Annotated in this window: 24 protein-coding genes, 1 tRNA gene and 1 pseudogene; 13 read left to right on the forward strand and 13 right to left on the reverse strand. The window is 62.4% G+C overall.

The window, feature by feature from the left end; translation table 11 throughout:
* Window position 1: 1 nt before the first annotated feature.
* Window positions 2-109, reverse strand: a pseudogene (locus tag YH63_RS22030) (3-oxoacyl-ACP reductase); the annotation flags it as partial.
* A gap of 178 nt (window positions 110-287) precedes the next feature.
* Here YH63_RS22030 and YH63_RS14795 point away from each other — a divergent pair.
* Entirely contained in the window at window positions 288-2,837 is a 2,550-nt protein-coding gene (locus tag YH63_RS14795) for a bifunctional diguanylate cyclase/phosphodiesterase (protein ID WP_083992550.1), read from the forward strand.
* A 41-nt stretch (window positions 2,838-2,878) separates the two neighbouring features.
* Here YH63_RS14795 and YH63_RS14800 read toward each other — a convergent pair whose 3' ends face one another.
* The 7 genes from YH63_RS14800 to YH63_RS14835 form a co-directional block, all read right to left on the reverse strand.
* Window positions 2,879-3,655, reverse strand: a complete 777-nt coding sequence (locus YH63_RS14800) for an NAD(P)H-dependent oxidoreductase (RefSeq protein WP_046826927.1) — start codon at window positions 3,653-3,655, stop codon at window positions 2,879-2,881.
* A 6-nt stretch (window positions 3,656-3,661) separates the two neighbouring features.
* Window positions 3,662-4,408 carry an SDR family oxidoreductase gene (locus YH63_RS14805; RefSeq protein ID WP_046826926.1) on the reverse strand — a complete coding sequence of 249 codons (747 nt, stop codon included), beginning with the start codon at window positions 4,406-4,408 and terminating at the stop codon, window positions 3,662-3,664.
* Between the two features lie 4 nt (window positions 4,409-4,412).
* Window positions 4,413-5,639, reverse strand: a complete 1,227-nt coding sequence (locus tag YH63_RS14810) for an ABC transporter substrate-binding protein (protein ID WP_052753811.1) — start codon at window positions 5,637-5,639, stop codon at window positions 4,413-4,415.
* 104 nt (window positions 5,640-5,743) lie between these two features.
* Entirely contained in the window at window positions 5,744-6,490 is a 747-nt protein-coding gene (locus tag YH63_RS14815; RefSeq protein WP_046826925.1) for a proteasome-type protease, read from the reverse strand.
* 193 nt (window positions 6,491-6,683) lie between these two features.
* Complete coding sequence (locus YH63_RS14820; protein WP_046829493.1) at window positions 6,684-7,508, reverse strand: transglutaminase family protein; 825 nt, start codon at window positions 7,506-7,508, stop codon at window positions 6,684-6,686.
* A gap of 141 nt (window positions 7,509-7,649) precedes the next feature.
* On the reverse strand, window positions 7,650-8,594 hold the full coding sequence (locus YH63_RS14830) for an alpha-E domain-containing protein (RefSeq protein ID WP_046826924.1): 945 nt from the start codon (window positions 8,592-8,594) through the stop codon (window positions 7,650-7,652).
* Between the two features lie 132 nt (window positions 8,595-8,726).
* Window positions 8,727-10,142: a circularly permuted type 2 ATP-grasp protein gene (locus YH63_RS14835; protein ID WP_046826923.1), complete on the reverse strand. Its 1,416-nt coding sequence runs from the start codon at window positions 10,140-10,142 to the stop codon at window positions 8,727-8,729.
* Window positions 10,143-10,400: 258 nt separating this feature from the next.
* Between YH63_RS14835 and YH63_RS14840 the strand changes: the two genes are divergently transcribed.
* The 4 genes from YH63_RS14840 (at window position 10,401) to YH63_RS14855 (ending at window position 12,883) form a co-directional block, all read left to right on the forward strand.
* The gene (locus YH63_RS14840; RefSeq protein ID WP_046826922.1) at window positions 10,401-11,135 is read left to right on the forward strand and encodes a competence/damage-inducible protein A; all 735 of its coding nucleotides are present in this window, start codon (window positions 10,401-10,403) and stop codon (window positions 11,133-11,135) included.
* Window positions 11,136-11,155: 20 nt separating this feature from the next.
* Window positions 11,156-11,572, forward strand: coding sequence for a PaaI family thioesterase (locus tag YH63_RS14845; protein WP_046826921.1), 417 nt, complete (start codon window positions 11,156-11,158; stop codon window positions 11,570-11,572).
* A gap of 22 nt (window positions 11,573-11,594) precedes the next feature.
* The gene (gene gpt / locus YH63_RS14850) at window positions 11,595-12,098 is read left to right on the forward strand and encodes a xanthine phosphoribosyltransferase (protein WP_046826920.1); all 504 of its coding nucleotides are present in this window, start codon (window positions 11,595-11,597) and stop codon (window positions 12,096-12,098) included.
* Window positions 12,099-12,187: 89 nt separating this feature from the next.
* Entirely contained in the window at window positions 12,188-12,883 is a 696-nt protein-coding gene (locus YH63_RS14855; RefSeq protein ID WP_046826919.1) for a DUF2270 domain-containing protein, read from the forward strand.
* A gap of 3 nt (window positions 12,884-12,886) precedes the next feature.
* Here the strand turns inward: YH63_RS14855 and YH63_RS14860 are convergent, their stop codons facing one another.
* On the reverse strand, window positions 12,887-13,909 hold the full coding sequence (locus YH63_RS14860) for a methionine synthase (protein ID WP_046829492.1): 1,023 nt from the start codon (window positions 13,907-13,909) through the stop codon (window positions 12,887-12,889).
* A gap of 152 nt (window positions 13,910-14,061) precedes the next feature.
* Between YH63_RS14860 and YH63_RS14865 the strand changes: the two genes are divergently transcribed.
* The 3 genes from YH63_RS14865 to YH63_RS14875 all read left to right on the forward strand — a co-directional run bounded on the left by YH63_RS14865 (window position 14,062) and on the right by YH63_RS14875 (window position 16,578).
* Complete coding sequence (locus YH63_RS14865) at window positions 14,062-14,757, forward strand: glutathione binding-like protein (RefSeq protein WP_046829491.1); 696 nt, start codon at window positions 14,062-14,064, stop codon at window positions 14,755-14,757.
* 125 nt (window positions 14,758-14,882) lie between these two features.
* Window positions 14,883-15,494, forward strand: a complete 612-nt coding sequence (locus YH63_RS14870) for a 2-hydroxychromene-2-carboxylate isomerase (RefSeq protein WP_046826918.1) — start codon at window positions 14,883-14,885, stop codon at window positions 15,492-15,494.
* Between the two features lie 109 nt (window positions 15,495-15,603).
* Window positions 15,604-16,578, forward strand: coding sequence for an NADPH:quinone oxidoreductase family protein (locus YH63_RS14875; RefSeq protein WP_046826917.1), 975 nt, complete (start codon window positions 15,604-15,606; stop codon window positions 16,576-16,578).
* A gap of 161 nt (window positions 16,579-16,739) precedes the next feature.
* Here YH63_RS14875 and YH63_RS14880 read toward each other — a convergent pair whose 3' ends face one another.
* The gene (locus YH63_RS14880; RefSeq protein WP_046826916.1) at window positions 16,740-17,645 is read right to left on the reverse strand and encodes a crotonase/enoyl-CoA hydratase family protein; all 906 of its coding nucleotides are present in this window, start codon (window positions 17,643-17,645) and stop codon (window positions 16,740-16,742) included.
* A 171-nt stretch (window positions 17,646-17,816) separates the two neighbouring features.
* On the opposite strand from YH63_RS14880, the gene YH63_RS14885 reads away from it, so the two are divergent.
* Window positions 17,817-18,284, forward strand: coding sequence for a cyclic nucleotide-binding domain-containing protein (locus YH63_RS14885; RefSeq protein ID WP_046826915.1), 468 nt, complete (start codon window positions 17,817-17,819; stop codon window positions 18,282-18,284).
* Between the two features lie 166 nt (window positions 18,285-18,450).
* Window positions 18,451-18,537 (forward strand) — tRNA-Leu (locus YH63_RS14890).
* Window positions 18,538-18,663: 126 nt separating this feature from the next.
* Here YH63_RS14890 and YH63_RS14895 read toward each other — a convergent pair.
* Window positions 18,664-20,109: a metal-dependent hydrolase family protein gene (locus tag YH63_RS14895; RefSeq protein WP_046826914.1), complete on the reverse strand. Its 1,446-nt coding sequence runs from the start codon at window positions 20,107-20,109 to the stop codon at window positions 18,664-18,666.
* A 444-nt stretch (window positions 20,110-20,553) separates the two neighbouring features.
* Here YH63_RS14895 and YH63_RS14900 point away from each other — a divergent pair, with 444 nt between their 5' ends.
* Both YH63_RS14900 and YH63_RS14905 read left to right on the forward strand, forming a co-directional pair.
* Window positions 20,554-20,760 carry a hypothetical protein gene (locus tag YH63_RS14900; RefSeq protein ID WP_046826913.1) on the forward strand — a complete coding sequence of 69 codons (207 nt, stop codon included), beginning with the start codon at window positions 20,554-20,556 and terminating at the stop codon, window positions 20,758-20,760.
* A 39-nt stretch (window positions 20,761-20,799) separates the two neighbouring features.
* Window positions 20,800-21,249, forward strand: coding sequence for a hypothetical protein (locus YH63_RS14905; RefSeq protein WP_083992548.1), 450 nt, complete (start codon window positions 20,800-20,802; stop codon window positions 21,247-21,249).
* A 115-nt stretch (window positions 21,250-21,364) separates the two neighbouring features.
* Here YH63_RS14905 and YH63_RS14910 read toward each other — a convergent pair whose 3' ends face one another.
* Both YH63_RS14910 and YH63_RS14915 read right to left on the reverse strand, forming a co-directional pair.
* Entirely contained in the window at window positions 21,365-22,558 is a 1,194-nt protein-coding gene (locus tag YH63_RS14910; protein ID WP_046826912.1) for an FAD-dependent monooxygenase, read from the reverse strand.
* A 7-nt stretch (window positions 22,559-22,565) separates the two neighbouring features.
* Window positions 22,566-22,811: a zinc-finger domain-containing protein gene (locus YH63_RS14915; RefSeq protein WP_019196414.1), complete on the reverse strand. Its 246-nt coding sequence runs from the start codon at window positions 22,809-22,811 to the stop codon at window positions 22,566-22,568.
* Between the two features lie 295 nt (window positions 22,812-23,106).
* Between YH63_RS14915 and YH63_RS14920 the strand changes: the two genes are divergently transcribed.
* Complete coding sequence (locus YH63_RS14920; protein ID WP_137325207.1) at window positions 23,107-24,231, forward strand: hypothetical protein; 1,125 nt, start codon at window positions 23,107-23,109, stop codon at window positions 24,229-24,231.
* The last annotated feature ends 13 nt before the right edge of the window (window positions 24,232-24,244 follow it).

Raw genomic sequence — 24,244 nt, forward strand, 5'->3', positions numbered from 1 at the left:
TTCACCGGCCTCCGACGAATGGCATCTGCGTCGCCATGATGTCGAGAAACAGCGCGCGGACGTCGAGCGAGCGCGTTGCCATGAACACGATGGCGTCGGTAACATTCTGCTCCATCCATGTGTTGCGCGGCTTCCTTGCCCTGAGCTGCGCTTATCCTTTCGACGCGGCCGGGCTCGCACAACCATGATTTAAAATGCAGTAACCATGCCACCATAAGTTGTGTTTTGTTAGCAAGGTAGAAAACATCGTCGGGTATTCGTCAGGCGGACAAACTGGGCAGAATGCCATGTTCCGTACCCTTACGTGCCTGACCACCGAGCACGACTGGCGGCTTGTCCTGCTCGCCGGGCTTGTGTGCTTCGTCGCAAGCGTCGTCGCTGTCAGCATTTTCCATCGTGCCATCGCGTCGCAAACCAGGGCGCGTCTGATCTGGATTGCAATCGCCGGAGCCGTGTTCGGATACGGGGTCTGGGCGACGCACTTCATCGCCATGCTCGCCTATGAGCCGGGCGTTTCATCCGGTTACGGCATTGCCCTGACGGCACTGTCGCTTGCTGCGGCAATGATACTGACGTCGTGCGGTTTGGCCTTTGCCGCAAACGACCCGAGCCGGTGGCGTGCACCCATCGGCGGCGGGATCATGGGCGCCGGCATCGCCAGCATGCACTACCTCGGCATGTGGGCGCTCGAAGTGCCGGGGCGCGTGGTGTGGTCGCTGGACCTTGTCGCGGCATCCATCGTGCTCGGATTGCTCTTCGGTTATGTCGCGCTTCTGGTCGCGATACGCCGGAGCGACAGGTGGGGAACGCTTTACGCCGCGCTCTTTCTGACGCTTGCGATTGTCGCTCATCATTTCACGGCCATGGGCGCGGTGGAGATCATTCCCGATCCGACGCTGACGCCTGGCACGCTATCGCTGTCTCCAGCGGTGCTTTCCCTGGCCATTGCCGGTGTCGCCCTGTCGGTGCTCGGGATGAGTTTTGTCGGTGTGCTGGCAGATCGCCGCCTTGCCCTCCGCACCCGCAGGTTCGAAGAAATCATCGACCAGCTTTCGCTCGCCCGGCAGCAGAATGAAAGCTCACAAAAGGAACTGCAGGATCAGAAATTCAGGCTGGACACCGCCATCAACAACATGGGCGAAGGCTTGTGCATGTTCGATGGGGAAAAGCGGTTGGTCATTTGCAACGATCGTTATGCCGAGATGTATCGGTTGCCGCCGGAGCTGTTGAAGACGGGCACTCCCCACCATGACATCATCAAGCACCGCATCACCAATGGCATCCTCAAGGGCGAAACCAGCGAGAGCGCCGCGACGCTGGTGATGTCGAGGCTGGGTGCGCTGCCTCGCAATGAAACGTCGAGCCGGATCGAAGAACTCGCGGATGGCCGCTCGATCTGCGTCACGCGGCAGCCAATGGCCGGTGGTGGCTGGGTCGCCACGCATCTCGACGTCACCGAGCAACGGCGCTCTGAAGCCAGGGTCGCCCATATGGCGCAGCATGACGCGCTCACCGATTTGCCGAATCGCGTGCTGCTTCGGGACCGGCTGGAGCAGGCTCTCTCCATCACACGCAGAGGAGGGCCGCACCTCGCAGTGCTGATGCTGGATCTCGATCGCTTCAAGGAGATCAACGACACGCTGGGGCATCCAACGGGCGACGCTTTGCTGCAGGCTGTTGCCGCGCGTTTGTGCACGTGTATCAGAGACACGGCATTGATCGCCCGTCTGGGAGGCGACGAATTCGCCGTCATCGAGCACATGTCAAAGCCGGTTGCCGAAGCTGCTGCTCTTGCCGAGAGGATCAAGCGGGCACTCTCCGAGCCATTCGATCTTGGGGATCATCAGGTGATCACCGGAACAAGCATTGGGATCGCCGTCGCGCCGACTGACGGCATCAATTCCGATCAGATTTTGAAAGCGGCGGACCTCGCCCTCTATCGCGCCAAAAGCAGCGGACGCGGCACGTTCCATTTCTTCGAGCCCGAGCTGGACCAGCGCATGCATGCGAGGCGAAATCTCGAGCGCGACATGCGGCATGCGCTCGTCAGCGGTGAGTTCGAACTCCACTATCAGCCATTCGTCGATCTCAAGAGCGGCGACATCAGTGGTTTGGAAGCGCTGTTGCGTTGGCATCATCCCCAGCGCGGGTTGGTTTCGCCTGCGGAGTTTATCCCGCTCGCGGAAGAAACCGGCCTCATCGTGCCGATCGGGGAGTGGGTCCTGCGGACGGCGTGCGCCGAAGCGGCAAAATGGCCTGCCGATCTCAAGATCGCGGTCAACCTGTCGCCGGCTCAGTTCAGAAGCAAGGAACTGGTCCCGGTCGTTTTTGGCGCGCTCGCGGCGTCGGGAATCGGGGCACAGAGGCTTGAACTCGAGGTGACCGAGACCGCAATCATGCATGACAGCGAGGCCGTGTTCGCGGCGCTCGGCCAGTTGCACAAGCTCGGCGTACGAATTGCCCTGGATGATTTCGGAACGGGCTACTCGTCCTTGAGCTTTCTGCAAAAATTTCCGTTCGACAAAATCAAGATCGATCGCAGCTTCGTCAACGAGCTCCTGAGCGCGAAGGAAGATTCGCGGTTGATCGCGCGGGCCGTGGTGAAATTTGCCGTCAGCCTTGGCAAGACGACCACGGCGGAAGGAGTCGAGACGAAGGAACAGCTGGACATCCTTCGCGAAGAAGCCTGCACGGAGATGCAGGGCTATTACTTTAGCCGGCCGAAGTGTTCCGCCGAAATCGCGCAAATGGTGGGGGCGGAGGCAGTATCAGCACCCGTCGTTACCCGCGACTGGCCCGCCGAAGATCGACGCAAGATTCAATCGGCAGCGGGTTGAGACGGGACTCTCGGGCGTTCGTCAGCCCCGCCCCGCGGCTTTCACTCGAGCGGCAGTTCCGGCTTGCGGCGAATGAATGGTGAGTAGACCGGCGCGTCGGGTTTGATCCGGCCGTCGCTGCCCCAATGCGCCATCTGGTTGAACGGGATGGCCGGAATTGTCTCAACTGTCGAAAGCGTTGTTGCCAAATTGCTGGCGATCGCCTTCAGGCGCGCTTCCACGGCGGCAGGATCGGAATAGCGAAGACCGGCCTCCACGCCGTAGGCAATGAATGGTTCGAGAACCGAAAACCCGCCGTAGGCGAGGGAGAAATTGATCGGCCACAGCAGCAGGTCGATGTCGCCGCTGCGTCCGTCATAAGCGTAGGTATCCTCGCTTGTGCCGACCGTCACCGACACCATCGCCTTCTTGCCAACGAACCGTCCGTTCTCGAAGCGCTTCGTGCTGGTGTAGACGTCGCCGTAGATGAAAACGCGGTCGAACCATCCCTTGAGTATCGCGGGCGGCAGATGCCACCACATCGGATATTGCAGGATCAGCAGATCCGCCTGATCGAGCCGCGCGATTTCGTCGGCGACGTCAGGGGGGATCGTTTGCGTGGCGGACGCCTGCCGCTGTTCGGATTGCACGTCGAAGCGGCTGCGATCCAGCGGCGCCGCATAATGCTCCGGACGCTCGCAAGGATCGAACCCCATCTGGTAAAGATCGGAGACGGTGACCGACCAGCCTTTCCGTTCAAGCGCCGTCCGGGCCGTTGCGGCCAGGTGTGCGTTGTACGATTTCGGCTCGGGATGAGCGACGACGATGTGAGCGCGCACGTGTCGTCAGCCGCGCCCAACGAACGGCATCTTGGTCGCCATGATGTTGAGGAACAGCGCGTTGGCGTCGAGCGAGCGCGTTGCCATGAACACGATGGCGTCGGCGACGTTCTGCACATCCATGCGCGGCTCAACCATCGTATCGCCGCGCGGCTGAAGCACGCCGCCGGTCATGCGCTCGGTCATCTCGGTCGCGGCGTTGCCGATGTCGATCTGGCCGCAGGCGATGTCGTAGGCGCGGCCGTCGAGCGCGGTGGCGCGGGTGAGGCCGCTGATCGCGTGCTTGGTCGAGGTGTAGGGCGAGGAGAACGGCCGCGGCGCATAGGCCGAGATCGATCCGTTGTTGATGATCCGCCCGCCGCGGGGCGTCTGGTCCTTCATGATACGGAACGCATGCTGCGTGCAGAGGAACGGCGCGGTGAGGTTGGTGGCCACCGTGGTCTGCCACTGCTGCAGGCTGATGTCCTCCAGTGGCACCGGCGGTGTGCCGACGCCGGCATTGTTGAACAGCACGTCGAGGCGGCCGAATGCGTCCATGGTCTTGGCGAACAATGCGGCGATCGAGGCCGGATCGGTCATGTCGCTTGGCACCACGAGGCTCTTGCCGAGATCCTTGCCGGCCTTCGCGGTGTCTTCCAGGGCGTCCTTGCGGCGCCCCGCAAGAACCACCGAGAAGCCGGCCTTCATCAGCGCCAGCGAGGAGGCGCGTCCAATTCCGGAACCGGCGCCGGTGACGATCGCAATCTTTGCCATGGTCCTAGTTCTTTCCTGGTGGATCGAGCCGCGTACAGCCGCCGTCGTTGATCGGGCGCATGATGTCAGCGGCTTTCACCTTGGCCTTGACCTTCAAGAGGTCCCATTCACTCTTGGACTCGGACGGCCCCTTGGCTTCGACAAGAAGCATGTCGTTCATCAGCCGGCCATCCTCGCGCAGTTTGGCTCCGGGCGCAAAGAAGTCATCCACCGGCATTGTCTTCATCTGCCGCATCAGGGTGAGGCCGTTGTTGTCGTTAGCCGCTTCCGCAGCGCGCAGGTAATGTTTGACGGCGCTGTAGACGCCGGCCTGCGCATGCGTCGGCATCTTGCCGCCGTGCTTCGCCGCGAACCGCTTCGCGAACGCACGGCTCGCGTCGTCGTTGTCCCAATAATAGCCGGCGAGATACTGGACGCCCCGCATGGCTTCCGGGCCGAGGGCGTGAACCGAGGTCAGGTAATAGATCAGCACCGCAAGCTTCTGGTCACCTTCGCCGATACGAAATTCCCGCGCCTGCTTGATGTTGGTCACGGTGTCGCCGGAAGCGTTGGCGAGCGCGATGATCTTTGCGCCGGAGGCCTGCGCCTGGAGCAGGAAGGACGAGAAATCCATCGTGCCGACCGGATGACGCACGGAGCCGAGCACCTTGCCGCCCGCCGCGGTGACAACCTTGGAAACCTCGCTCTGCATGGCGATGCCGAACGCATAGTCGGCCGTGATGAAGAACCACGTATCGCCGCCCTGCTGCACGACGGATTTCGCAATGCCCTGAGCGAGCGAGTAGGTGTCGTACAGCCACATCGCGCCCGTCGGGGAGCATGCCTTGCCGAATATGTCGGCGGTTGCGGAGCCGACATGCACGACGATCTTCCCGCGCTCGCGCGCAAGATCCTGCACGGCGAGCGAGATCGCCGAATTCCCGATGTCGAAGATCGCGTCCACGCCCTGCTGGTCGTAGAGGCTGCGGGCCAGATTGACGCCGATGTCGGTTTTGTTCTGATGGTCCGGGCTGAGCAGCACGACCGGTTGGCCGCGCACCTTGCCGCCAATATCTTCGATCGCTAATTGAGCCGCGACGACGCTGCCGGGACCGCCGGCGTCAGAAAACACCGAGCTCTTGTCATTGAGAACAGCGATTTTGAGGGGATTGGTGATCGGCTCTGCCGACACGGACGGGATAAAATTCAGGGCGAGCAGAAAAAGAGCCACGAAACCTGTGGTGAGTCGCATTACTTCCTCCGAATATTTTTGCGCCGGTCGCGAACGCTAAGCATTCATGCCCGGTGTGCTCTGTTTGCGAGCGCGCAAAGTAGAACCTATTTCGCCGGAGGTGTCTACGCGGAGTTGCCGTAGGGCGGGCGCGGGATGTTCTGGTGCGCGGCGCGCAGTGCCGCCGACCAGCGCGAACGCAGATCGTGGAAATACGGCTCGCCCGCTTCGATGCGATAGTTCAGGTCGGCGTCGAGGGCGTCGGGACGGACCAGCAGAATGTCGATCGGCATGCCGACGCCGAGATTGGAGCGCATGGTCGAATCCATCGACACCAGCCCGACCTTGAGCGCGTCATACAAATCGACGTCGTAGGAGATAGCGCGGTCGAGCACGGGCTTGCCGTACTTGTGCTCGCCGATCTGCAGGTAGGGTGTGTCGGTGGTGCATTCGATGAAGTTGCCGGCGGTGTAGACCATGAACAGCCGCATCCGTGCGCCCTTGATCTGGCCGCCGAACAGAAACGACACGTCGAAGGAAATATCCTCGGCGCGCAGCGCACTGCCTTCGAGTGCATGAACGCTCCGGATGGCGCGGCCGATGCGCTGCGCCGCCTGGAACATGGTCGGCGCGTTCATCAGCGTTTCACGTTCGCCGGTCTCGGGATTTTCAACCCCCTCGTTGAGCGTCGAAATGACAGATTGGGTGAGGGCCAGATTGCCGGCGGTGGCGATCGCCATGATCCGCTCGCCGGGATTGCTGAAGACGTGCAGCTTGCGGAAGGTGGAGATGTTGTCGAGGCCCGCATTGGTGCGGGTGTCGGCCATCATCATCAGCCCGTCACGTACGAGGATTCCGCAGCAATAAGTCATTCCAAGTCTCCAGACCGCGCATTTCTACGCGGCTGGAGCGGGTGGGGCAACTACGGGGATCCAACTTTAAAGAGACCTGCGTTTTCAAAGGTCGTCATTGCGAGGAGCGTAAGCGACGAAGCAATCCAGCTTTTTCGGCGTTCCAGACCAGGTTGGATTGCTTCGCTTCGCTCGCAATGACGCTAATTTGCGATCAGCTCTGGCTCTGCCGTCCGGCCTGATCGACCCTGACGGCGACTTCCAGCGTCTCCGTGCCGCCGCCGTAACGGGTGCCGCGCGTCGGAGCCGCGCTCAGGTAGTCAAGACCGACTGCGACCCGGACATGGCCCTCGGTGGTGCAGATCGCATTGGCGGCGTCGAACCCGACCCAGCCGAGCCGCTCGACGTAAGCTTCGGCCCATGCGTGCCCCGCATCCTGCGCGACCATGCCGTCGGAGCGCAGCAGATGCCCCGAGACGTAGCGGGCAGGGACGCCGACGCTGCGGGCGCAGGCAATGAAGATGTGCGCGTAATCCTGACAGACGCCGCGCTTGAGCGCGAAGGCTTCCGTCGCGGATGTTCCAGCGTGGGTCGGATCGGTATCGAACGTCATGTGATCGTTGATCTGAAGCATCAGCGCATGGAGAAAGCCCAGCGTGTCGCCGGCCGCCTCGGTGTGCAGGTGTCTGGCGAACTTCGCCATCGCAGCGTTGACTTCGGTCAGCGGCGTGGCGCGCAGGAAAAGGCTCGGCGGAAACCGCTCGTCGGTGCCGCGCAGCACGCCGCCGGTGTCGTGGGTTTCGATCAGACCTTCGACGTGGATAGTCAGGTCCGACAGCGCGCCGTGGGTCAGCACGTGCGTGACGTTGCCGAAGGCATCCTGATGCACGTCGAGGCGCGTATCGGTGGAGACGTCGATCTGCCAGTCGGCGACGTATTGCCCGTCGTGACTCCCCGGCGTCATGCGCAGAATCTGGATCACGCCGGTCGCAGGCGGCTCGTAGCGGTATGTGGTGGTGTGGGCGATTTTCAGGCGCATGGCAGGCATCAAACAAATTTGAGTTTCGTCGTGCCCGGCCTTGTGCCGGGCATCCACGTCTTTTTTGGCGGCGTTCCGAAGCAAGGCGTGGATGGCCGGGACAAGCCCGGCCATGACGGCGTTAATAAAATTCGGATCGCATCAGATCAGATATTGCTTCGAGATGGTATCGCCTAGCCGGGCATTGTCCGCAATGAATTCCTGGATGAATTCATGCAGGCCGCGCTGGAACAGGTCGTCCATGTGCGCATGTTCCAGCCGGTTACGGACGCCGCGCGCATGACGCTGCGCTGCGCCTTGCCGTCCATAGGCGACGCCGATCTGGTCGAGATTGCGCACGAGATTGCCGTAGCAACTCGCCAGCGAGCGCGGCAGCGATTCATTGAGGATGAGAAGATCGGCGATCAGCCACGGCTTCAGAGTTTCGCGATAGACCCAGTGGTAGGCGGTGAGCGCTGACACCGAACGCAGGATCGAGGTCCACTGATAATAATCGAGCGGGCCGCCGACATGTTCTTCCTCAGGCAGCAGCACGTGATATTTCACGTCGAGAATACGCGCGGTGTTGTCGGCGCGTTCCAGATGCAGGCCGAGCCGCGAAAACCAGTAGGCATCGTTGCGCAGCATGGTCCGGTAGGCAGAGCCGTCGAACCGCAGTGAGGTTTCCTGCACGAAGCGGAGAAATTTCGTCAGGTCCTCACGCGTCTTCGCGCCTTTGGGCCACGCCGCGTGCAGCTCAATCCACGCGCCGTTGATGGTGTCCCACATCTCAGAGGTCAGCGCGGTGCGCACCGAGCGTGAATTCAGCCGCGCGTTCTCGATGCAGTTGCGGATCGAAGAGGGGTTATCGAGCGAGAACGACAGGAAGTCGACGACGGTGCGCTCGTTGGCCTCTTCGTGAAACTTGTAGAAGATGTCGTCGATGCCCGCGGTGAGCAGCGCGGATTCCCATTCGTTGCTCTTGCCGACATAAGCGTCCGGCAGCGCGGTAGCGCGCAGCGTCGCCTCGATGGTGCGCGCGAGATATTCCGCGCGTTCGACGTAGCGGGCCAGCCAGTACAGACTTTCAGCGGTGCGCGACAGCATGGTGAGCCCGAGATGAGAATAGGACGCAGGGAGTAGCGAATAGGGAGTAGCGAGTGGCGAATAGGACATCACGCGCCAGCCATGCCGAAATCGCTATTCGCCATTCGCCATTCGCTATTCGCGTGTTGTCACTCATTCGAGTATCCACGTGTCTTTGGTGCCGCCGCCCTGGCTGGAATTGACCACGAGCGAACCTTCCTTCAGCGCCACGCGGGTCAGCCCGCCGGGCACCACGGTGACGTGATTTTTTCCCGTCAGCACGAACGGCCGCAGATCGACGTGACGCGGCGCAAGGCCCGATGCGGTGCAGGTCGGGCAGGTGGACAGCGCCAGCGTCGGCTGTGCGATGAAGCCTTCCGGCTCCTTCAGCAGTTTGGCGCGGAAGGCTTCGATCGCGTCCTTGGTCGAGGCGGGGCCGATCAGCATGCCGTAGCCGCCGGAGCCGTGCACTTCCTTGACGACGAGATCCTTCAGGTTATCGAGCACGTAGGAGAGATCCTTCGGCTCACGGCAGCGATAGGTCGGCACATTCTTCAGGATCGGCTCTTCGCCGAGATAGAACTTCACGATGTCCGGCATGTAGCTGTAGACCGCCTTGTCGTCGGCGATGCCGGTGCCGACCGCGTTGGCGAGCGTAACGTTACCGGCGATGTAGGCCGACATCAGGCCCGGAACGCCAAGCACAGAGTCGGGGCGGAAGGTGAGGGGATCGAGGAAGTCGTCATCGACGCGGCGGTAGATCACATCGACGCGTTTCAATCCCTCGGTCGTGCGCATGAACACTTCGTCGTTCTTGACGATGAGGTCGCGGCCCTCGACCAGTTCGACGCCGAGCTTGTCGGCCAGAAACGAGTGTTCGTAGTACGCCGAGTTGTAGATGCCGGGTGTGAGCAGGGCGACGGTCGGTTCTGCCTTCGAGGTGAGGGGGGCCACCGAGCGCAACGCGGCCAGCAATTCATCCGGATAGTTCTCCACCGGCGCCACGCGGTGCCGCGCGAACAGGTCCGGAAACAGCCGCATCATTATTTCGCGGTTTTCCAGCATGTAGGACACGCCGGACGGTGTGCGGGCATTGTCTTCCAGCACGTAGAAGTTCTCGGAATCGACGCGCACGATGTCGATGCCGGCGATGTGGACATAGACGTCGTGCGGGACGTCCTGACCGTTCATCTCCGGCCTGAACACCGGGTTCTGGAAAATCAGATCGTCGGGAATGATCTTGGCGCGGAGGATGTCGCGGCTGTGATAGATGTCGCTCAGGAACATGTTGAGCGCCTTGACGCGCTGCTTTAGCCCCTTTTCCATCGTCGTCCATTCCTTGCCGGACAGGATCCGGGGGATGACGTCAAATGGGATCAGCCGTTCGGTGGATTCGGCCTCGCCGTAGACCGCGAAGGTGATGCCGATCCGCCGGAACAGCAGCTCGGCCTCCTGGCGGCGGTATTCCAGCGCGTCCGGAGGGGTCTCCTTCAGCCAGAGGGAGAGTTCGTGATAGGCGGAGCGAAGCGCGCCGCCCGGTCCATTCATTTCATCGAAGGCAACTGCCATAAACCAGTACGCTTCTTTCACGCGGCGGGGACATCGATCCGCTGCTCAAACTGATGGTAGCAAGGGTTGGGCCAGCGCGATATGCATTGCCTGCGGGCAATTGACGGGACCTTGCGTCGATCTGCCTGAAAAACGAGCTGGCGGCTGCCCAGAGATGCGGCAAAAGCTCGTGACTTCAATGCGTTGTGTGCGCCAAAGTTCCTGGCGTACCTGTGGGTGGCCCCGGACGTCCGCTCCGGGACAGGTAGGAGAGACAAAATGAGTGAGATCGTCACCGCCGGCATTCTCGTGATCGGCGATGAAATCCTGTCCGGGCGCACCAAGGACAAGAACATCGGCTTCATCGCCGAATACCTGACCAACATCGGCATCGACCTGAAGGAAGTGCGGGTCGTGGCCGACGAGGAAGACTCGATCATCGAGGCGCTCGACGCGCTGCGCGAACGCTACACCTACGTCTTCACCACCGGCGGCATCGGGCCGACCCACGACGACATTACCGCCGACAGCGTAGCCAAGGCATTCGGGGTCAAAATCGATCTCCATCCCGAGGTGGTGGCCCGCTTCGAGGAGCGTTTCGGCGCGGACCTGAACGAGGCACGGTTGCGGATGGCACGTATCCCGGACGGGGCGGAACTGATCACGAGCGCGACCATCCTCGCGCCCGGCTTCAAAATCGGCAATGTCATCGTGATGGCCGGTGTGCCGTCGATCATGCAGGCGATGATGGACATCATTTCGCCGAAGCTGAAGTCCGGTGTGCGGATGCTGTCGGACTCGGTGCGCGCCAATGCTCGGGAAGGCGATATCGGCACGCCGCTGCGCGCCATTCAGGCTGCTCATCCCGACACCAGCATCGGCAGCTATCCGTTCCTTGACGAGAACGGCAAGCCCAACACCAACGTCGTGGTGCGCTCGCGCGACGAGGCCAAGCTGCGCGCCGCAATGACGGACGTGGAAGCCATGCTGGCGAACCTCAAGGTCGCGAAGTAGTTGCTGCGGAAGGTCATGTCATGAGCGAGCGATTTTTCGAGGCCATCGCTGCCGGGAAAGTCCCGACGCCGGAATGCGCCAAGACGCTGGGCCTGGACATCATCGGCTACGATCTCGACGCGCATACGGTCGAGCTCGGGTTCGAGGGTCGCCCGGAGTTCGCCAACCCGATTGGTATCGTGCAGGGCGGCTTTCTGTCCGCGATGCTGGATGACTGCATGGGTCTTGCCTCGGCGACATTGCTGAGCGTGGGAGAGTTCGCGCCGACGCTCGCGATCAACGTCCAGTTTCATCGCCCGGCGAAAATCGGCAAGCTTCGGGGAGCAGGGCGGGTCACCAAGCAAGGCAAGGACATTCTCCATCTGGCCGGGGAGCTGTTTCAGGACGACAAGCTCGTTGCGACCGCCACCGCGACGGCGATGGTCCGGAAGATGTGACGCATGAGCGGGAGCACACGCGATGAATGACGAAGGCGCGCGAAAGCCGTTTCCGGTGTCGTGGGACCAGTTTCACCGCGATGCGCGGGCGCTGGCGTGGCGGCTGAGCGGTGCGGGGCCGTTCGAAGCCATGATCGCGGTGACGCGCGGGGGGCTCGTGCCTGCGGCGGTCATCGCGCGCGAGCTCGGCATTCGGGTCATCGATACGCTGTGCGTGTCGAGCTATGACCATACCTCGCAGGGCGAGCCGACCTTACTGAAGGGAATCTCCGACGCAGTGGCGCGGCTCGGCGGCGGCACCGGCAAGGGGTTGTTAGTGGTCGAAGATCTGGTCGACACCGGCAAGACCGCGCGTATCGTGCGCGATCTGGTGCCGCAGGCGCACATCGCGGCGGTCTACGCCAAGCCAATAGGCAAGCCGATGGTCGATACCTTCATCACGGAAGTGTCGCAGGACACCTGGATCTTCTTTCCGTGGGATACCGGGCTGTCGTTCCAGCCGCCGATCCGGGACGGCGCTGCGTAGTGCGCCGCAACAGCCGAACGCAGTAGAACCCTGCCGGTCGACCTCGTATCGTGCGGTCATCGATGATCTGGCTGTGAAGGATCAGGACCATGACCGAGACCGGAAACAAGCGTGCGTTCGACTCCTCCGATATCACCGCGTTGTCGCATCTGTATCGCGGCGAACTTTACCGCAGCACGGTCTGGCGCACCCGGCTCGACGCCACGACCAATTGGGCGGTGCTGACCACCGGCATCGCGCTGTCGCTGACGTTCAGCAGCGAGCACGCTTCGCCTCTGCCGCTGGTGCTGGTGGGACTTCTGGTCGCCACGTTCCTGTTCATCGAAGCGCGGCGGTACCGCTTCTTCGATTTTTGGCGCATGCGAGCGCATGTGCTTGAAGTCCAGTTCTTCGGACCCATTCTGAGGGGCGAGGGCGTTCAGACCGCGAATGGCTGGAACGAGATTCTCTATCAGGATTACAAGGCGCCCAACCTTCACATCAGTTACCTCGAGGCGGTCGGACGAAGGCTTCGCAACAACTACTGCTGGATATTCGCGATCCAGGTCACCGCCTATCTCGGCAAGCTTCTGATCCATCCAGAGCCGGTCACCTCGCTGCACGAACTGTTTGCGCGCGCAACGATCGGGCCGATCCCCGGCCAGCTTGTCCTGCTCGCCGGACTGATCTTCCACGCAACATGGATCACCATCGCGATGGTCACATATCGTGGCCGACGCGGCGCGGGGCGTTCGCGGCCGCCAAGGCCGCCAAGGGACCAATTGCTGGATTTGGCGCGGGGGTAGAGATTACCCCAGCTTCTCCCGTGCCAGCTTCGCGCCTGCGCCGAGGGCGCGGAGCTTGGCTTCCGCTATGTCGCGGCGCATCGGCGCCATGCCGCAGTTCGTGGTCGCGACGATGTTGTCCTTCGGCACGAACTTCATCACGGCTTCGATGGTCTTCACGACATCGTCGGGCGTCTCGACCGTGTCGCTGGCGACGTCGATCACGCCGGCCTGCACGACCTTGCCCTTGAGCAGCGCCAGAAGCTCCAGCGGCACGTGCGAGTTGCGGCACTCGATGGCGACCTGCTGAATCGGGCTCTTGTCGATGGCCGGGAAAATCTGCTCGTACTGCCGCCACTCGGCGCCGAGCGATTCCTTCCAGTCGGTGTTGGCCTTGATGCCGTAGCCATAGCAGATGTGAACGGCGGTCTGGCAGGTGAGGCCCTGGGCGGCGCGGGTCAGCGCCTCGATGCCCCAGTCGTTCACTTCGTCCATGAACACGTTGAAGGCGGGTTCGTCGAACTGGATCATGTCGACGCCGTCGGCCTGCAGCGCCTTGGCTTCGGCGTTCAGCAAATCGGCAAAGGCGAACGCCATCTTGACGCGGTCGCCATAATAACTGTCGGCGAGGGTGTCGATGATGGTCATTGGACCGGGCAGGGTGAATTTCAGCTTGCGCGTGGTATGCGCGCGGGCGGCGCGCGCCTCGTCGGCGTGGACGCGGCCCTTGAGCTGCAGCGGCGCGACCACCTGCGGCACCATCGCCTTGTAGCGATCCTTGCGGATTCCCATTTCGACCTTGTGGGCGAAATCGATGCCTTCGACGCGCTCGAGAAAGCCGTGCACGAAATGCTGCCGCGCCTGTTCGCCCTCGGTGACGATATCGATCCCGGCGTCTTCCTGGATTTTCACCCAGAGCAGCGTCGCGTCGCGCTTGGCGCTGACCAGTTCCGCGCCTTTGAGTTTCCAGGGCGCCCACAGCGTATTGGGCTCGGCCAGCCATTCGGGCTTCGGCAATGAGCCGGCGATGGTCGTTTGAAACAGCATGGCGCTTCCGTTCTTCTTGGTTGCACGCTTATCTGCCATGTCCGGGCCATCGCATACAAGCTGTTCGCGCTTGCGGGATGGAATGTGGCTGGAGACGTCGCTAGGATTGCGTGCGGCCGTTCGGCCTCGCTTATCCAGACACGGACCATGGCATGATTGAACTGTATTACGCGCCGACACCCAACGGGTGGAAAATCTCGATCATGCTGGAAGAACTGGGGCTGCCTTACACGGTGTTTCCGGTGAACATCCGCACCGGCGAGCAGTTCGAGCCCGAGTTCCTCAAGATCAGCCCTAACAACCGCATCCCAGCGATCATCGACCGCGCGCCTTCGGACGGCGGCGAGCCGATCCCGATGTTCGAGACCGGCGCTATCCTGATCTATCTCGCCGAGAAGACCGGGCGCTTTCTGCCGAAGGACGTGCGCGGTCGCTTCAAGGTCATCCAGTGGGTGATGTGGCAGATGGGCGGGCTCGGCCCGATGCTCGGCCAGCACGGTCACTTCGCGCTCTATGCGACCGAGAAGATTCCCTATGCCATCCAGCGCTACCGTGACGAAGCCGAGCGGCTCTATGCCGTGCTCGACCGGCAGCTTGGCAAGACCGGCGCCTATGTCGCGGGCGATGAGTATTCCATTGCCGACATCGCATGCTTCCCGTGGACGATGACCCACAAGGCGCAGGGCTTCACCCTCGAAGACTTTCCGCACATCAAGCGCTGGTACGCGACGGTGCGCGCACGGCCGGAGGTGCAGAAAGGTCTTGCCGTCGGAAAATTCGACAAGACGCCGTTCACCGAAGAGCAGCGCAAGAACATGTTCGGCAAGGCCGCGCAACAGGCACAATAGGAAATACCGCGTCATTGCGAGCGAAGCGAAGCAATCCAGAGCACAAAAAAGAAACTGGATTGCTTCGTCGCTACGCTCCTCGCAATGACGAGAGAAGCAAAACGCAATAACAAGGAAACGCCATCATGATCGAGTTCTTCTTCGACTGCTCCAGCCCGTGGACGTATCTGGCGTTCACCAACATCCAGCCGCTTGCGAAGGAGCTGGGCGCGGAGATCACATGGCGGCCGATTCTGGTCGGCGGCATCTTCAACACCGTCAACAAGACGATGTACGAGACGCGCGCCAATCCGGTGCCGGCGAAGCAGGCCTACACGGCGAAGGATATGGCGGACTGGGCGCGGCTGGCGAACATCAAGATCAAGATGCCGCCGACGGTGTTTCCTGTGAACGCGGTGAAATCGATGCGCGGGTGCATCTGGGCGGACAGCCAGGGCAAGCTGCTGCCGTTCGCCACCGCAGTGTTTGAGGCATACTGGGGCGACGATCAGGATGTCTCCAAGGACGAGGTTCTGACGAAAATCTGCGAGCGTGTCGGTCTCGATCCGGCGAAGTTTTTTGGAGGGATCGGCGAGCAATCCGTCAAGGATCAGCTCAAGACCAACACCGATGAGGCGATCGCGCGCGGCGCATTCGGCTCGCCGACGATTTATCTCGACAAGACCGATATGTACTTCGGCAACGACCGCCTGCCGTTGATCCGCGCCGCGCTGATGCGGAAGAAGACTGCGGCGTGACAATGATTGTGGGGCGAACGGTCGTATTATCTCCGGTCGTCCCCGCGGAAGCGGGGACCCAGAGCAAAGAACTGGATTCCCGCGTGCGCGGGAATGAGCGGAGAAACTAATGCCGCGCGCCGTCGTCTGCCGCGAACTCGGGCCGCCTGAGTCTCTCAAGCTGGAAGACATTCCGCGCGCCACGCTTGCGCCGGGGCAGGTGCGCGTCGCGATCCATGCAGCCGGATTGAATTTCCCCGACATCCTGATGGCGGCGGGCGAGTACCAGTTGAAGCCGCCGCTGCCGTTCACGCCGGGCATGGAGGCCGGCGGCGAGGTGATCGAGGTCGCGGGCGTCGACGGCGTCAGTGTTGGCGACAGGGTGATCGTGAAGGCGCGGTTCGGTTGCTACGCCGATGAGATTGTTGTGTCACCCGATCAACTCACGCCGCTGCCGTCCACATTCGACTATGCGCAGGGCGCGACGTTTCTCGCCGCGCACGGCACCGCGTATCACGCGCTGAAGGATCGCGCACAGATCAAGCCGGGCGAGGTGCTGCTTGTGCACGGCGCAGGCGGCGGCGTCGGGCTCGCCGCCGTTGAGTTGGGCAAGGTGTTCGGCGCGACCGTGATTGCATGCGCGTCAAGCGAAGAGAAGCTTGCGGTCGCTGCGCAGCGCGGCGCGGATCATGGCGTGCTCTATGGCCGCGAACCGTTCAAGGACGCGGTGAAGCGCATCACCGAGGGACGCGGCGTCGATGTCGTGTTCGATCCGGTCGGCGGCGAGATCTTCGAGGACAGCCTGCGCTGCATCGCGTGGGGCGCACGGCTGCTGGTGATCGGCTTCACCGGCGGCGTCGGCGTGGCGAAGACCAATCTCGTGCTGATCAAGGGCGCCAGCGTGCTTGGCGTGCGCGCCGGCGAGGCGGTGCGCAAGGACCCTTCGCTTGGCGTTGTTCGCCTTGCGGACCTGACACGGCTCGCCGAGGAGGGTCGCATCAGTCCAAACATCTCGCATCGCCTGCCGCTGGAAGATTATGCGAAGGCGATGCGACTGTTGATGGACCGCCGCGCCATCGGGCGCGTGGTGCTGATGATGCGGTGACTCTTATCCCTCCCCCTTGTGGGGAGGGTCGGCCGAGCGAAGCGGAGGCCGGGGTGGGGGTATTTCAAAAGAAGCCCCGTGAATTCACCCCCACCCGACTGGCCTTCGGCCAGCCACCCTCCCCACAAGGGGGAGGGATGACGCGACTCCGGTGACGACCCTTACTTGTACTCCCGCTCGGTCCACCACGGGAAATACGACGGCATGTCCTTCGACACAGTCTGCTTGAATTGCGCGGGCCGTTTTTCGAGGAACGACATCACGCCTTCGCGCACGTCGGCGGACTGGCCGCGCGAATAGATGCCGCGGCTGTCGACCTTGTGGGCCTCCATCGGATCGTCCGCGCCCAGCATGCGCCACATCTGCTGGCGGATCAGCGCGATCGACACCGGGGCGGTGTTCTCAACGATCTCGCGCGCGATGGCGCGCGCAGCGGGCATCAGTTCATCGGCAGGCAGCACCTTGCTGACGAGGCGTCCGTCGAGGGCTTCCTGTGCAGGAAACACGCGGCCCGAATAGCACCATTCCAGCGCCTGCGAGATGCCGACGAGGCGTGGCAGAAACCAGCTTGACGCTGCTTCCGGCACGATGCCGCGCCGCGCAAACACGAAACCGAACCGCGCATCGACCGAAGCGATTCGAATATCCATCGGAAGCTGCATGGTGACGCCGATGCCGACGGCCGCGCCGTTGATCGCGCCGATGACGGGCTTCAGCGATTTGAAAATGCGCAGCGTCACGCGTCCGCCGCCGTCGCGCACCGCGTCGTCGCTCCACTCGACTTCGCCGTTCGGGCGAAGCGGCGCGCTTTTGCGATCAGGCCGTGCAGCGCGGTCGAAGGTTGCGCCGCCTTCGGAGAGGTCCGCGCCCGCGCAGAACGCGCGCCCCGCGCCGGTCACGATGATGGCGCGCACATTGTCGTCGGCGTCGGCAGCGTCGAACGCGTCGATCAGCTCGTTCATCATGACATGCGTGAACGCGTTCATCTTGTCGGGACGATTGAGCGTGATGGTCAGGATATTGTCCTGAACTTCGTATTTGATCTGTTGGTAGTTTGCCTGGGCCATCGCCGCGTATCCTCCAGCTTGTTTGTTTGATGTTCGCGCGAGGGCGAACCAGACGGATACCCTAGCGCGTCCGTCGAAGTGCTGGTAATTTTCGCAAGCGGGATGCAACTATGCGATGGACGTTTTCCGTGGCCGGGCCTAGCCTTTGATCCTGCCAGAACGGAGGCAGCCATGCGTGCAGTTCTCGAACACTGCAAGGGCCGCGCGGAAACGTATGTTCCCGCGAAAATGTTGCTGATCCGGGAAGGCGAAACCACCGGCGATCTGTTTATCCTGATCGAGGGTGAACTTGAGGTCCTCAAAGGAGACACCATTATCGCGGTCGTCACCGAGCCGGGCGCAATCCTCGGCGAAATGTCGGTGCTGCTCGGCCAGCCGCACACCGGCACGGTCCGGGCCGCGACCGGCTCGACAGTCTACAAGATCGACGATGGCGCCGGTTTCCTGCGCGAGAATTCCGCTGTGACGCTGCTGGTCGCGACGGTGCTTGCCCAGCGCCTGAATGCCGCGACGACATATGTCGCCGACATCAAGCGGCAGTATGCCGGTCACGGCACGATGGTCGGCGAAGTGCTCGAGAGTCTCGTCAACCAGCCGGAGTCGAAAGCGTCGGATCGCGATCCTGACCCGCGGCTGTAAGCCAGCCGGCCATGCATGACATCCCCTGAGGCTGGCTAGTCATCTACGGGCTTTTTGCGCAGGACAAGCTGAGGCTTGCCCGCCGGGAAACTGCAGCAACGTTAAGTGTTTAAAGCTCGCTGTGTGCTGTGGCGCGCTCGCCGTCGCAATGCTACAACCCGCGCGCGCGGACGTGGCGGAATTGGTAGACGCAAGGGACTTAAAATCCCTCGATGGCAACGTCGTGCGGGTTCGATTCCCGCCGTCCGCACCAAAGTTGCCGCCAGTTCTTTCGCCAGGTGTTCTCAGGCGGGTGTCTCAGCGAGAGACCGTGAGCAGCGACGCGCGAACGCGCGGCAAGAAATCGGGCGCACCATCGGCATGTGGGCTCAATCGGTCCTCACTTGGCCAGTGCGTTCTTGTAAATGACGCCGTCCTTCATGATGACCAGAAAATTCTTGCCGGGGTCTGCGACGAGATTGATATTTTCCAGCGGATTGCCGTCGACCAGCAGCAGGTCGGCAAACGCGCCTTGCTCCACCACGCCCAGTTTGCCGGGGTAGGGATTGCGTTTTCCGGACAGCGCCAGCAGTTCGGCGTTCGTTGATGTCGCCATGATCAAAGCCTCGGCAGGGGTGTACCAGCGGGTAAGCGAAGCCAGAATTGCCCCCTGTTGCTGCGCCAGCGCCGCGGAGAACAGCACATCGGTGCCCCACGCCGTCTTGATCTTGTACTTCTTCGCCAACTCGTAGGATCTGGCAATGCCGGGCCAGATCTCATCCGCCTTGGCTCGCTGGACCGAACCCACCGGAAAGCCCAGCCTCAAACCCTCGGGGAGCGGCTGCATGCTCAGCCAGATGCCCTTTTCCGCGATCAGTTTGGCGGTTGCTTCGTCCATCAGCGTGCCGTGTTCGATACACGTTACGCCGGCCGAAATAGCCCCACGGATCGCAGCAGGCGTAAAGGCATGCGCGGCGACGTATGTGCCCCAATTCTCGGCCGCTTCAACGGCGGCGCGCAGTTCGGGCTCGGTGAAGGTGGTCACGTCGATCGGACTGAAGGGTGACGACACTCCGCCGCCCGCTGTCAGTTTGACCTGGGAAGCGCCCTGCATGAGCTGTTCGCGCGCGCGCACACGCACCTCGTCAGGGCTGTCGGCGACTATGGCGCCGCCGATCTGCTCCATGCGGGTGAGCATGCCGCCTATCGTGCGCGGCAGGTCGGTTAGCTGGCGGAAATCCCCGTGCCCGCTCGTGACGGTGATCATGGCGCCGGACGGATAGATGCGCGGGCCCTTGACGATTCCGTCGTCGATGGCGCGCTTGAGACCGAACGCCGGCCCGCCCACGTCGCGAACGGTGGTGAAGCCGCGCATGAGCGTGTCTGTCGCCTCTTCGCCAGCCAAAAGGTTGTTGTAGCCAACGTCACCGAACGCCTGCGCCGGAGTCACCCGTATCAGCATGGCGTGCCAATGCGCGTCGATCAGGCCCGGCATTAGCGTCCTGCCGCCACCGTCGATGATGCGGGTCGTCGCGCTGCGATCCACCGGAATAGGCGCGCGGGATATTCTTTCGATCTGGTTGCCTCGAACCAATACATTCGTGGATTCGGACAACGAAGCGCTCTTGCCGTCGAAGATGCGGACGTTCTGGAAAAGTGTTGTTCCGTTCTTGATCAAAACGGGGGGAGGTGCCGAACCCGGTGCTTCCGGTGCCTTTTGCGCCAGACCCGCCTGGCAAAGTCCTATGAAGATCGCCGCCGACATCAGCGATGGACCCAGGATCCGCCTCGACTTCCGGGCCATCGTCAGGCCACACAACGTACTCAACCCTGCCTTTGAGTTCATTGTGCAATCTCCTTTGCGTTTTGAACCCCAGAATCGAAGCTTAGTAGCGGAGACTTTTTCGCGGGAGCCCAACGTCGATGCATCGGCGTTGGATGTATCTAACGGGACGCCGTGATCGCGGTCACTGAATGCAGTGGCCGGTCGGGCAGCTTGAACGGCTCGAACTCTATCATCGCGTGCCGACTCAAGGCTATCGCGGAAAACGGCTGCTGGTCGTGCGCAATGAACATGCCGAGCGGGGGCGAGGACTTCCGCTTTCGGGAGAACGTCAAGCGGCAAGGGCAGGCGCGCCAAAGGAAATCTGATTGAGCTTCCTGTACACTTTGACATCCATGCTGAAATATACAAAAGGACTTAAAGTTTCTCGGTGGTAATGTCGTGCGGTTCGCTTGCCGCCGTCGAGCTTCTAACGCGTGACCGGCCCTGCCGGCCGAAGGACTGAAAATGGACAAGAAGGCACTGCGCGAAGAAACCGAACGCCTTGTTCGCGAGGCGATGGAGCGCAAGGCGCTTGTGGTCAAGCAGGGCAATACGCGGATCGAGACAACCTGCGGCAAGTGCGGCAAGGCAAATCGTGTTTTGGCGGAGAAGGGCGCGACCCGCGTCAAGTTCGTCTGCAAGGAATGCGGCCACAAGCAAGAAACGCTTTGATCCGCCGCCTCACGTCCCTGTCACCACCACAAATTCAACATGAAGACCGGCAACACGACGCGCATGAAACACGGGTTCACAACTGAAGATCTGAATTGCGATCCCGCACGGCGGCGGGCGGCCGGGCCGCGTCTCGCCATGCTGGGCGCGCTGGCGATCGTCCTCGGCGCTTGCGCAAGCGGCGGCGGATCGCCTTTCGGATCGAGCGTGTTTGTCGATCCCTCCAAATATGATCTCTACAACTGCCAGCAGCTCGCCACGGCGCGCAAGGCTGCCAACGACCGCGTGGTTGAACTTGAAGGGTTGATGGCCAAGGCTGAAACCGGAGCCGGCGGAGCATTGGTCTCGGGTCTGGCCTATCAGACTGATTATCGCGCGCAGCGCGCACAGCGCGATGCCATCGATGAAAAGCTTGCCAGCAATAATTGCAGCGCTGAACTCGCGCCGCCTTCGGCCGCCGCCGCGCCGAGCAGCAAGCGCCGCCGCTGATTTGAGTGTCTCCGTCATTGCGAGCGGAGCGAAGCAATCCAGCGCGCTTTTCATAAGATGAGCTGGATTGCTTCGTCGCAAGTGCTCCTCGCAATGACGATAAGGGCCGTTCCCCTCAGGACATTCGCCAGTCGTAGATCCAGTCCTGCTTCGACAGCAGGCGTGATCCGCCCAACATCCTGATGACCTGATCGCGGGCGAAGCCGATCGGCCCACTGAGGTGATAGGTCTGGCCGTTCTTGCGGGCTGTGCGCTGGACGCGCGCGACGCGGCGCGCGCGCTGGTGGGCGTATTGCGTGAAGGCCGCAGTTGGATTTCCTGATGAGGCTTCCAGGCATTTCGCGATCACGGCGGCGTCCTCGATCGCCATGCCCGCGCCTTGCGCCGCGAACGGCAACATCGCGTGCGATGCGTCGCCGAGAAGCGCGATCGGCCCCTTGTTCCAGACGCCGCCGTCGCGCATCGCGAATAGCGCCCACTTCCGCCAGCTATCGACTGCGCCGATCATCATGCGCGCGGCGACCGGCCAATGCGGATCTGCGAAATGATTGGCGATCTCGACCACATCGCCGGGCTCGCTCCAGCCCGGCCTGTTCCATTCGCCCGAGACGATGGCGACCATGTTGATGCGCTGTCCGCCCGACATCGGATAGGCGACGAGATGCGCGTTCGCGCCCATCCAGAGTTGCACACGCTGCGTCATGAAGCCGCGCGGCAGTTGTGATGCGTCGATGGTGCCGCGCCATGCGATGCTGCCGGTGAATTGCGGCTGGGCTTCCGGAAAAATCTGATGACGAACGCTGGACCAGACGCCGTCAGCGCCAATCAGCGCCAGAGCCTGCTCCTGCTGCCGCGTCGTGACGCGGCGCTGAACGACGGTGACGCCTTTCGGGTAGACTGCGGCGTCCTCGAACTGCGCGCCGAGCCGCAAATCGATGTCGGGATGGCTTGCCACGCGTGCCAGCAGCGCGGATTGCAGATCAGCACGGCGAACGATCCAGTAGGGCGCGCCATAGCGAAGGGTGGCGGCTTCGCCGAGCGGGATACGCCCGATTTCCTTAGCCGTGCGGGCCGTCATGATGCTGATCGACTCGGGCGCGATCACATGAGGGGCAAGCAGCGGCTCGAGACCGAGATCGATCAGGATGCGGCTGGCATTCGGCGACAGTTGCAGCCCGGCGCCGGCTTCTTCGAGTTTTTCGGTGCGCTCAAGCACGATGACGCGAAAGCTGCGCGCGGCGAGCGTCAGCGCGGCCGTCAGTCCGCCTATACCCGCACCAGCGACAACGATGGTGCGTGAATCGGCCACGGGTTTTTTAGGCGACCTTGTCCTTCAACACGCATTCCGGAGGACGTGCTTCGCCTGCCTTCAGATCGGCGGCATAGCGATACAGCGTCGAGCAATAGGGGCAGATGATCTCGTTGTCGTCGCCGAGGTCGAGGAACACGTGCGGATGATCGAACGGCGGATTCGCGCCGACGCACATGAATTCCCGAGAGCCAATTTCGATGATGGCCACGCCCGCATCGTTATGAAAGTGAGGGACGACGTGATCCGCCATAGTAATTCTACCCCAATCCTGGTCTTGCGTGTCTTTTGCCCATAGCCCGGCATACAGCGACGACGCAGCCGCTGCTGTTCATCATACCGAGCGATACGACTTATTCCTAGTTCCTAGATGGCGGCACCGGATTCGTCCAATCCGCCACAGTCTCAGCATGTGGATTCGACACAATCCTGCCGTCTTGGGAAAGCCCTTCTTTCGTTGGGGAGGTTGTGTCCGAAAAACGGCACACCATGTCATCGCCAGGTCACGGATTCAGTCCCCGTTGGCCTGCTGAAAGGGTGTCTTTGCGATGAAACCAGCCCGGCGCATCGGGTGGACGCTTGCGGGCGTGATCGCTTCGGCGGCTGCGTTTGCCGTGGTGTGGTCGCATGCGCGCGATGCCGCGGCGCTGCTTCTGGCGCAGGACGATCCGGCGCAGTTGTCGGACCTGCGGGTCGATTCTGCCCTGCGAAACAACGATGCCGTCATCGGGCAGGGCGTCGCGCAGGCGCTGGAAGCCAACGATGCGGATCTCGCAAAAAGCTTCGCCGATCTGGCGCAGGACAAGGGTATCAAGCTGCCGCCCGGCGTGACCGAGCGCGTCGATGCCGCTGTGGCCGATGAAAATTCCACGGTCAGTACGGCGCGGCGCTTTGCCGCCGGCTTCGTGACCGGCGAGGTCAATGATGTAGCCAGCCTTTCCGGCACCGTCGCGGGCGATCTGTTCGTTTACGGCGACATTCGCGATGTGGTGCGCGAGGGCAAGCGGCTGGCCATGGGCGAGAATGCCGACCAGTTGGTACTCGGGCTGGCCAGCGTCGGCCTTGTGGTGACGGCGGCGACCTATGTTTCTGTCGGCGGCGCGACGCCGGTTCGCGCCGGCCTGTCGATGGTGAAAGACGCCCGCAAGGTCGGACGGCTCGGCGCGGGCCTCACCGAATGGGCGGGCCGCTCCGCGCGCGGCGTGGTCGATGCGCCGATGCTGCAGCAGGCGGTGGCGAGCGCGTCGATCGCGCGCCCGGGCCAGACCATCAGCGCGATGAAGGCCGCGTTCAAGGCGGAGAAGGCGGGTGCGCTGGTGCGCCTTGCCAAGGATGTCGGTCGCGTTGGCGAGAAGGCTGGCACCAAGGGCGCACTCGATGTGCTGCGCATCGCCGACGGACCGAAGGATGTCGCGCGCGCCGCGCGGCTTGCGGAATCCAAGGGCAGCCAGACCCGCGCCATCGTGAAACTTCTCGGCCGCGGCGCGCTGCTGTTGACGGCGGGCGCGTTCAATCTGGCGTGGTGGGTGTTTGCCGCATTGCTGGCACTGTTCGGTTTTATCACCTCGATCAAGGCAACGACCGAACGGCTCACGCTGTCATGGATTCAACGCTCAAAACTCAAACGTGCGCGGCGCGAGCTCGCAGCGGCGCAAGCTCAGCACGCGATCTGACGCATCTGGTCAG

Origin of the sequence: Afipia massiliensis (assembly GCF_001006325.2) — a bacterium.
Lineage (GTDB): Bacteria > Pseudomonadota > Alphaproteobacteria > Rhizobiales > Xanthobacteraceae > Afipia > Afipia massiliensis_A.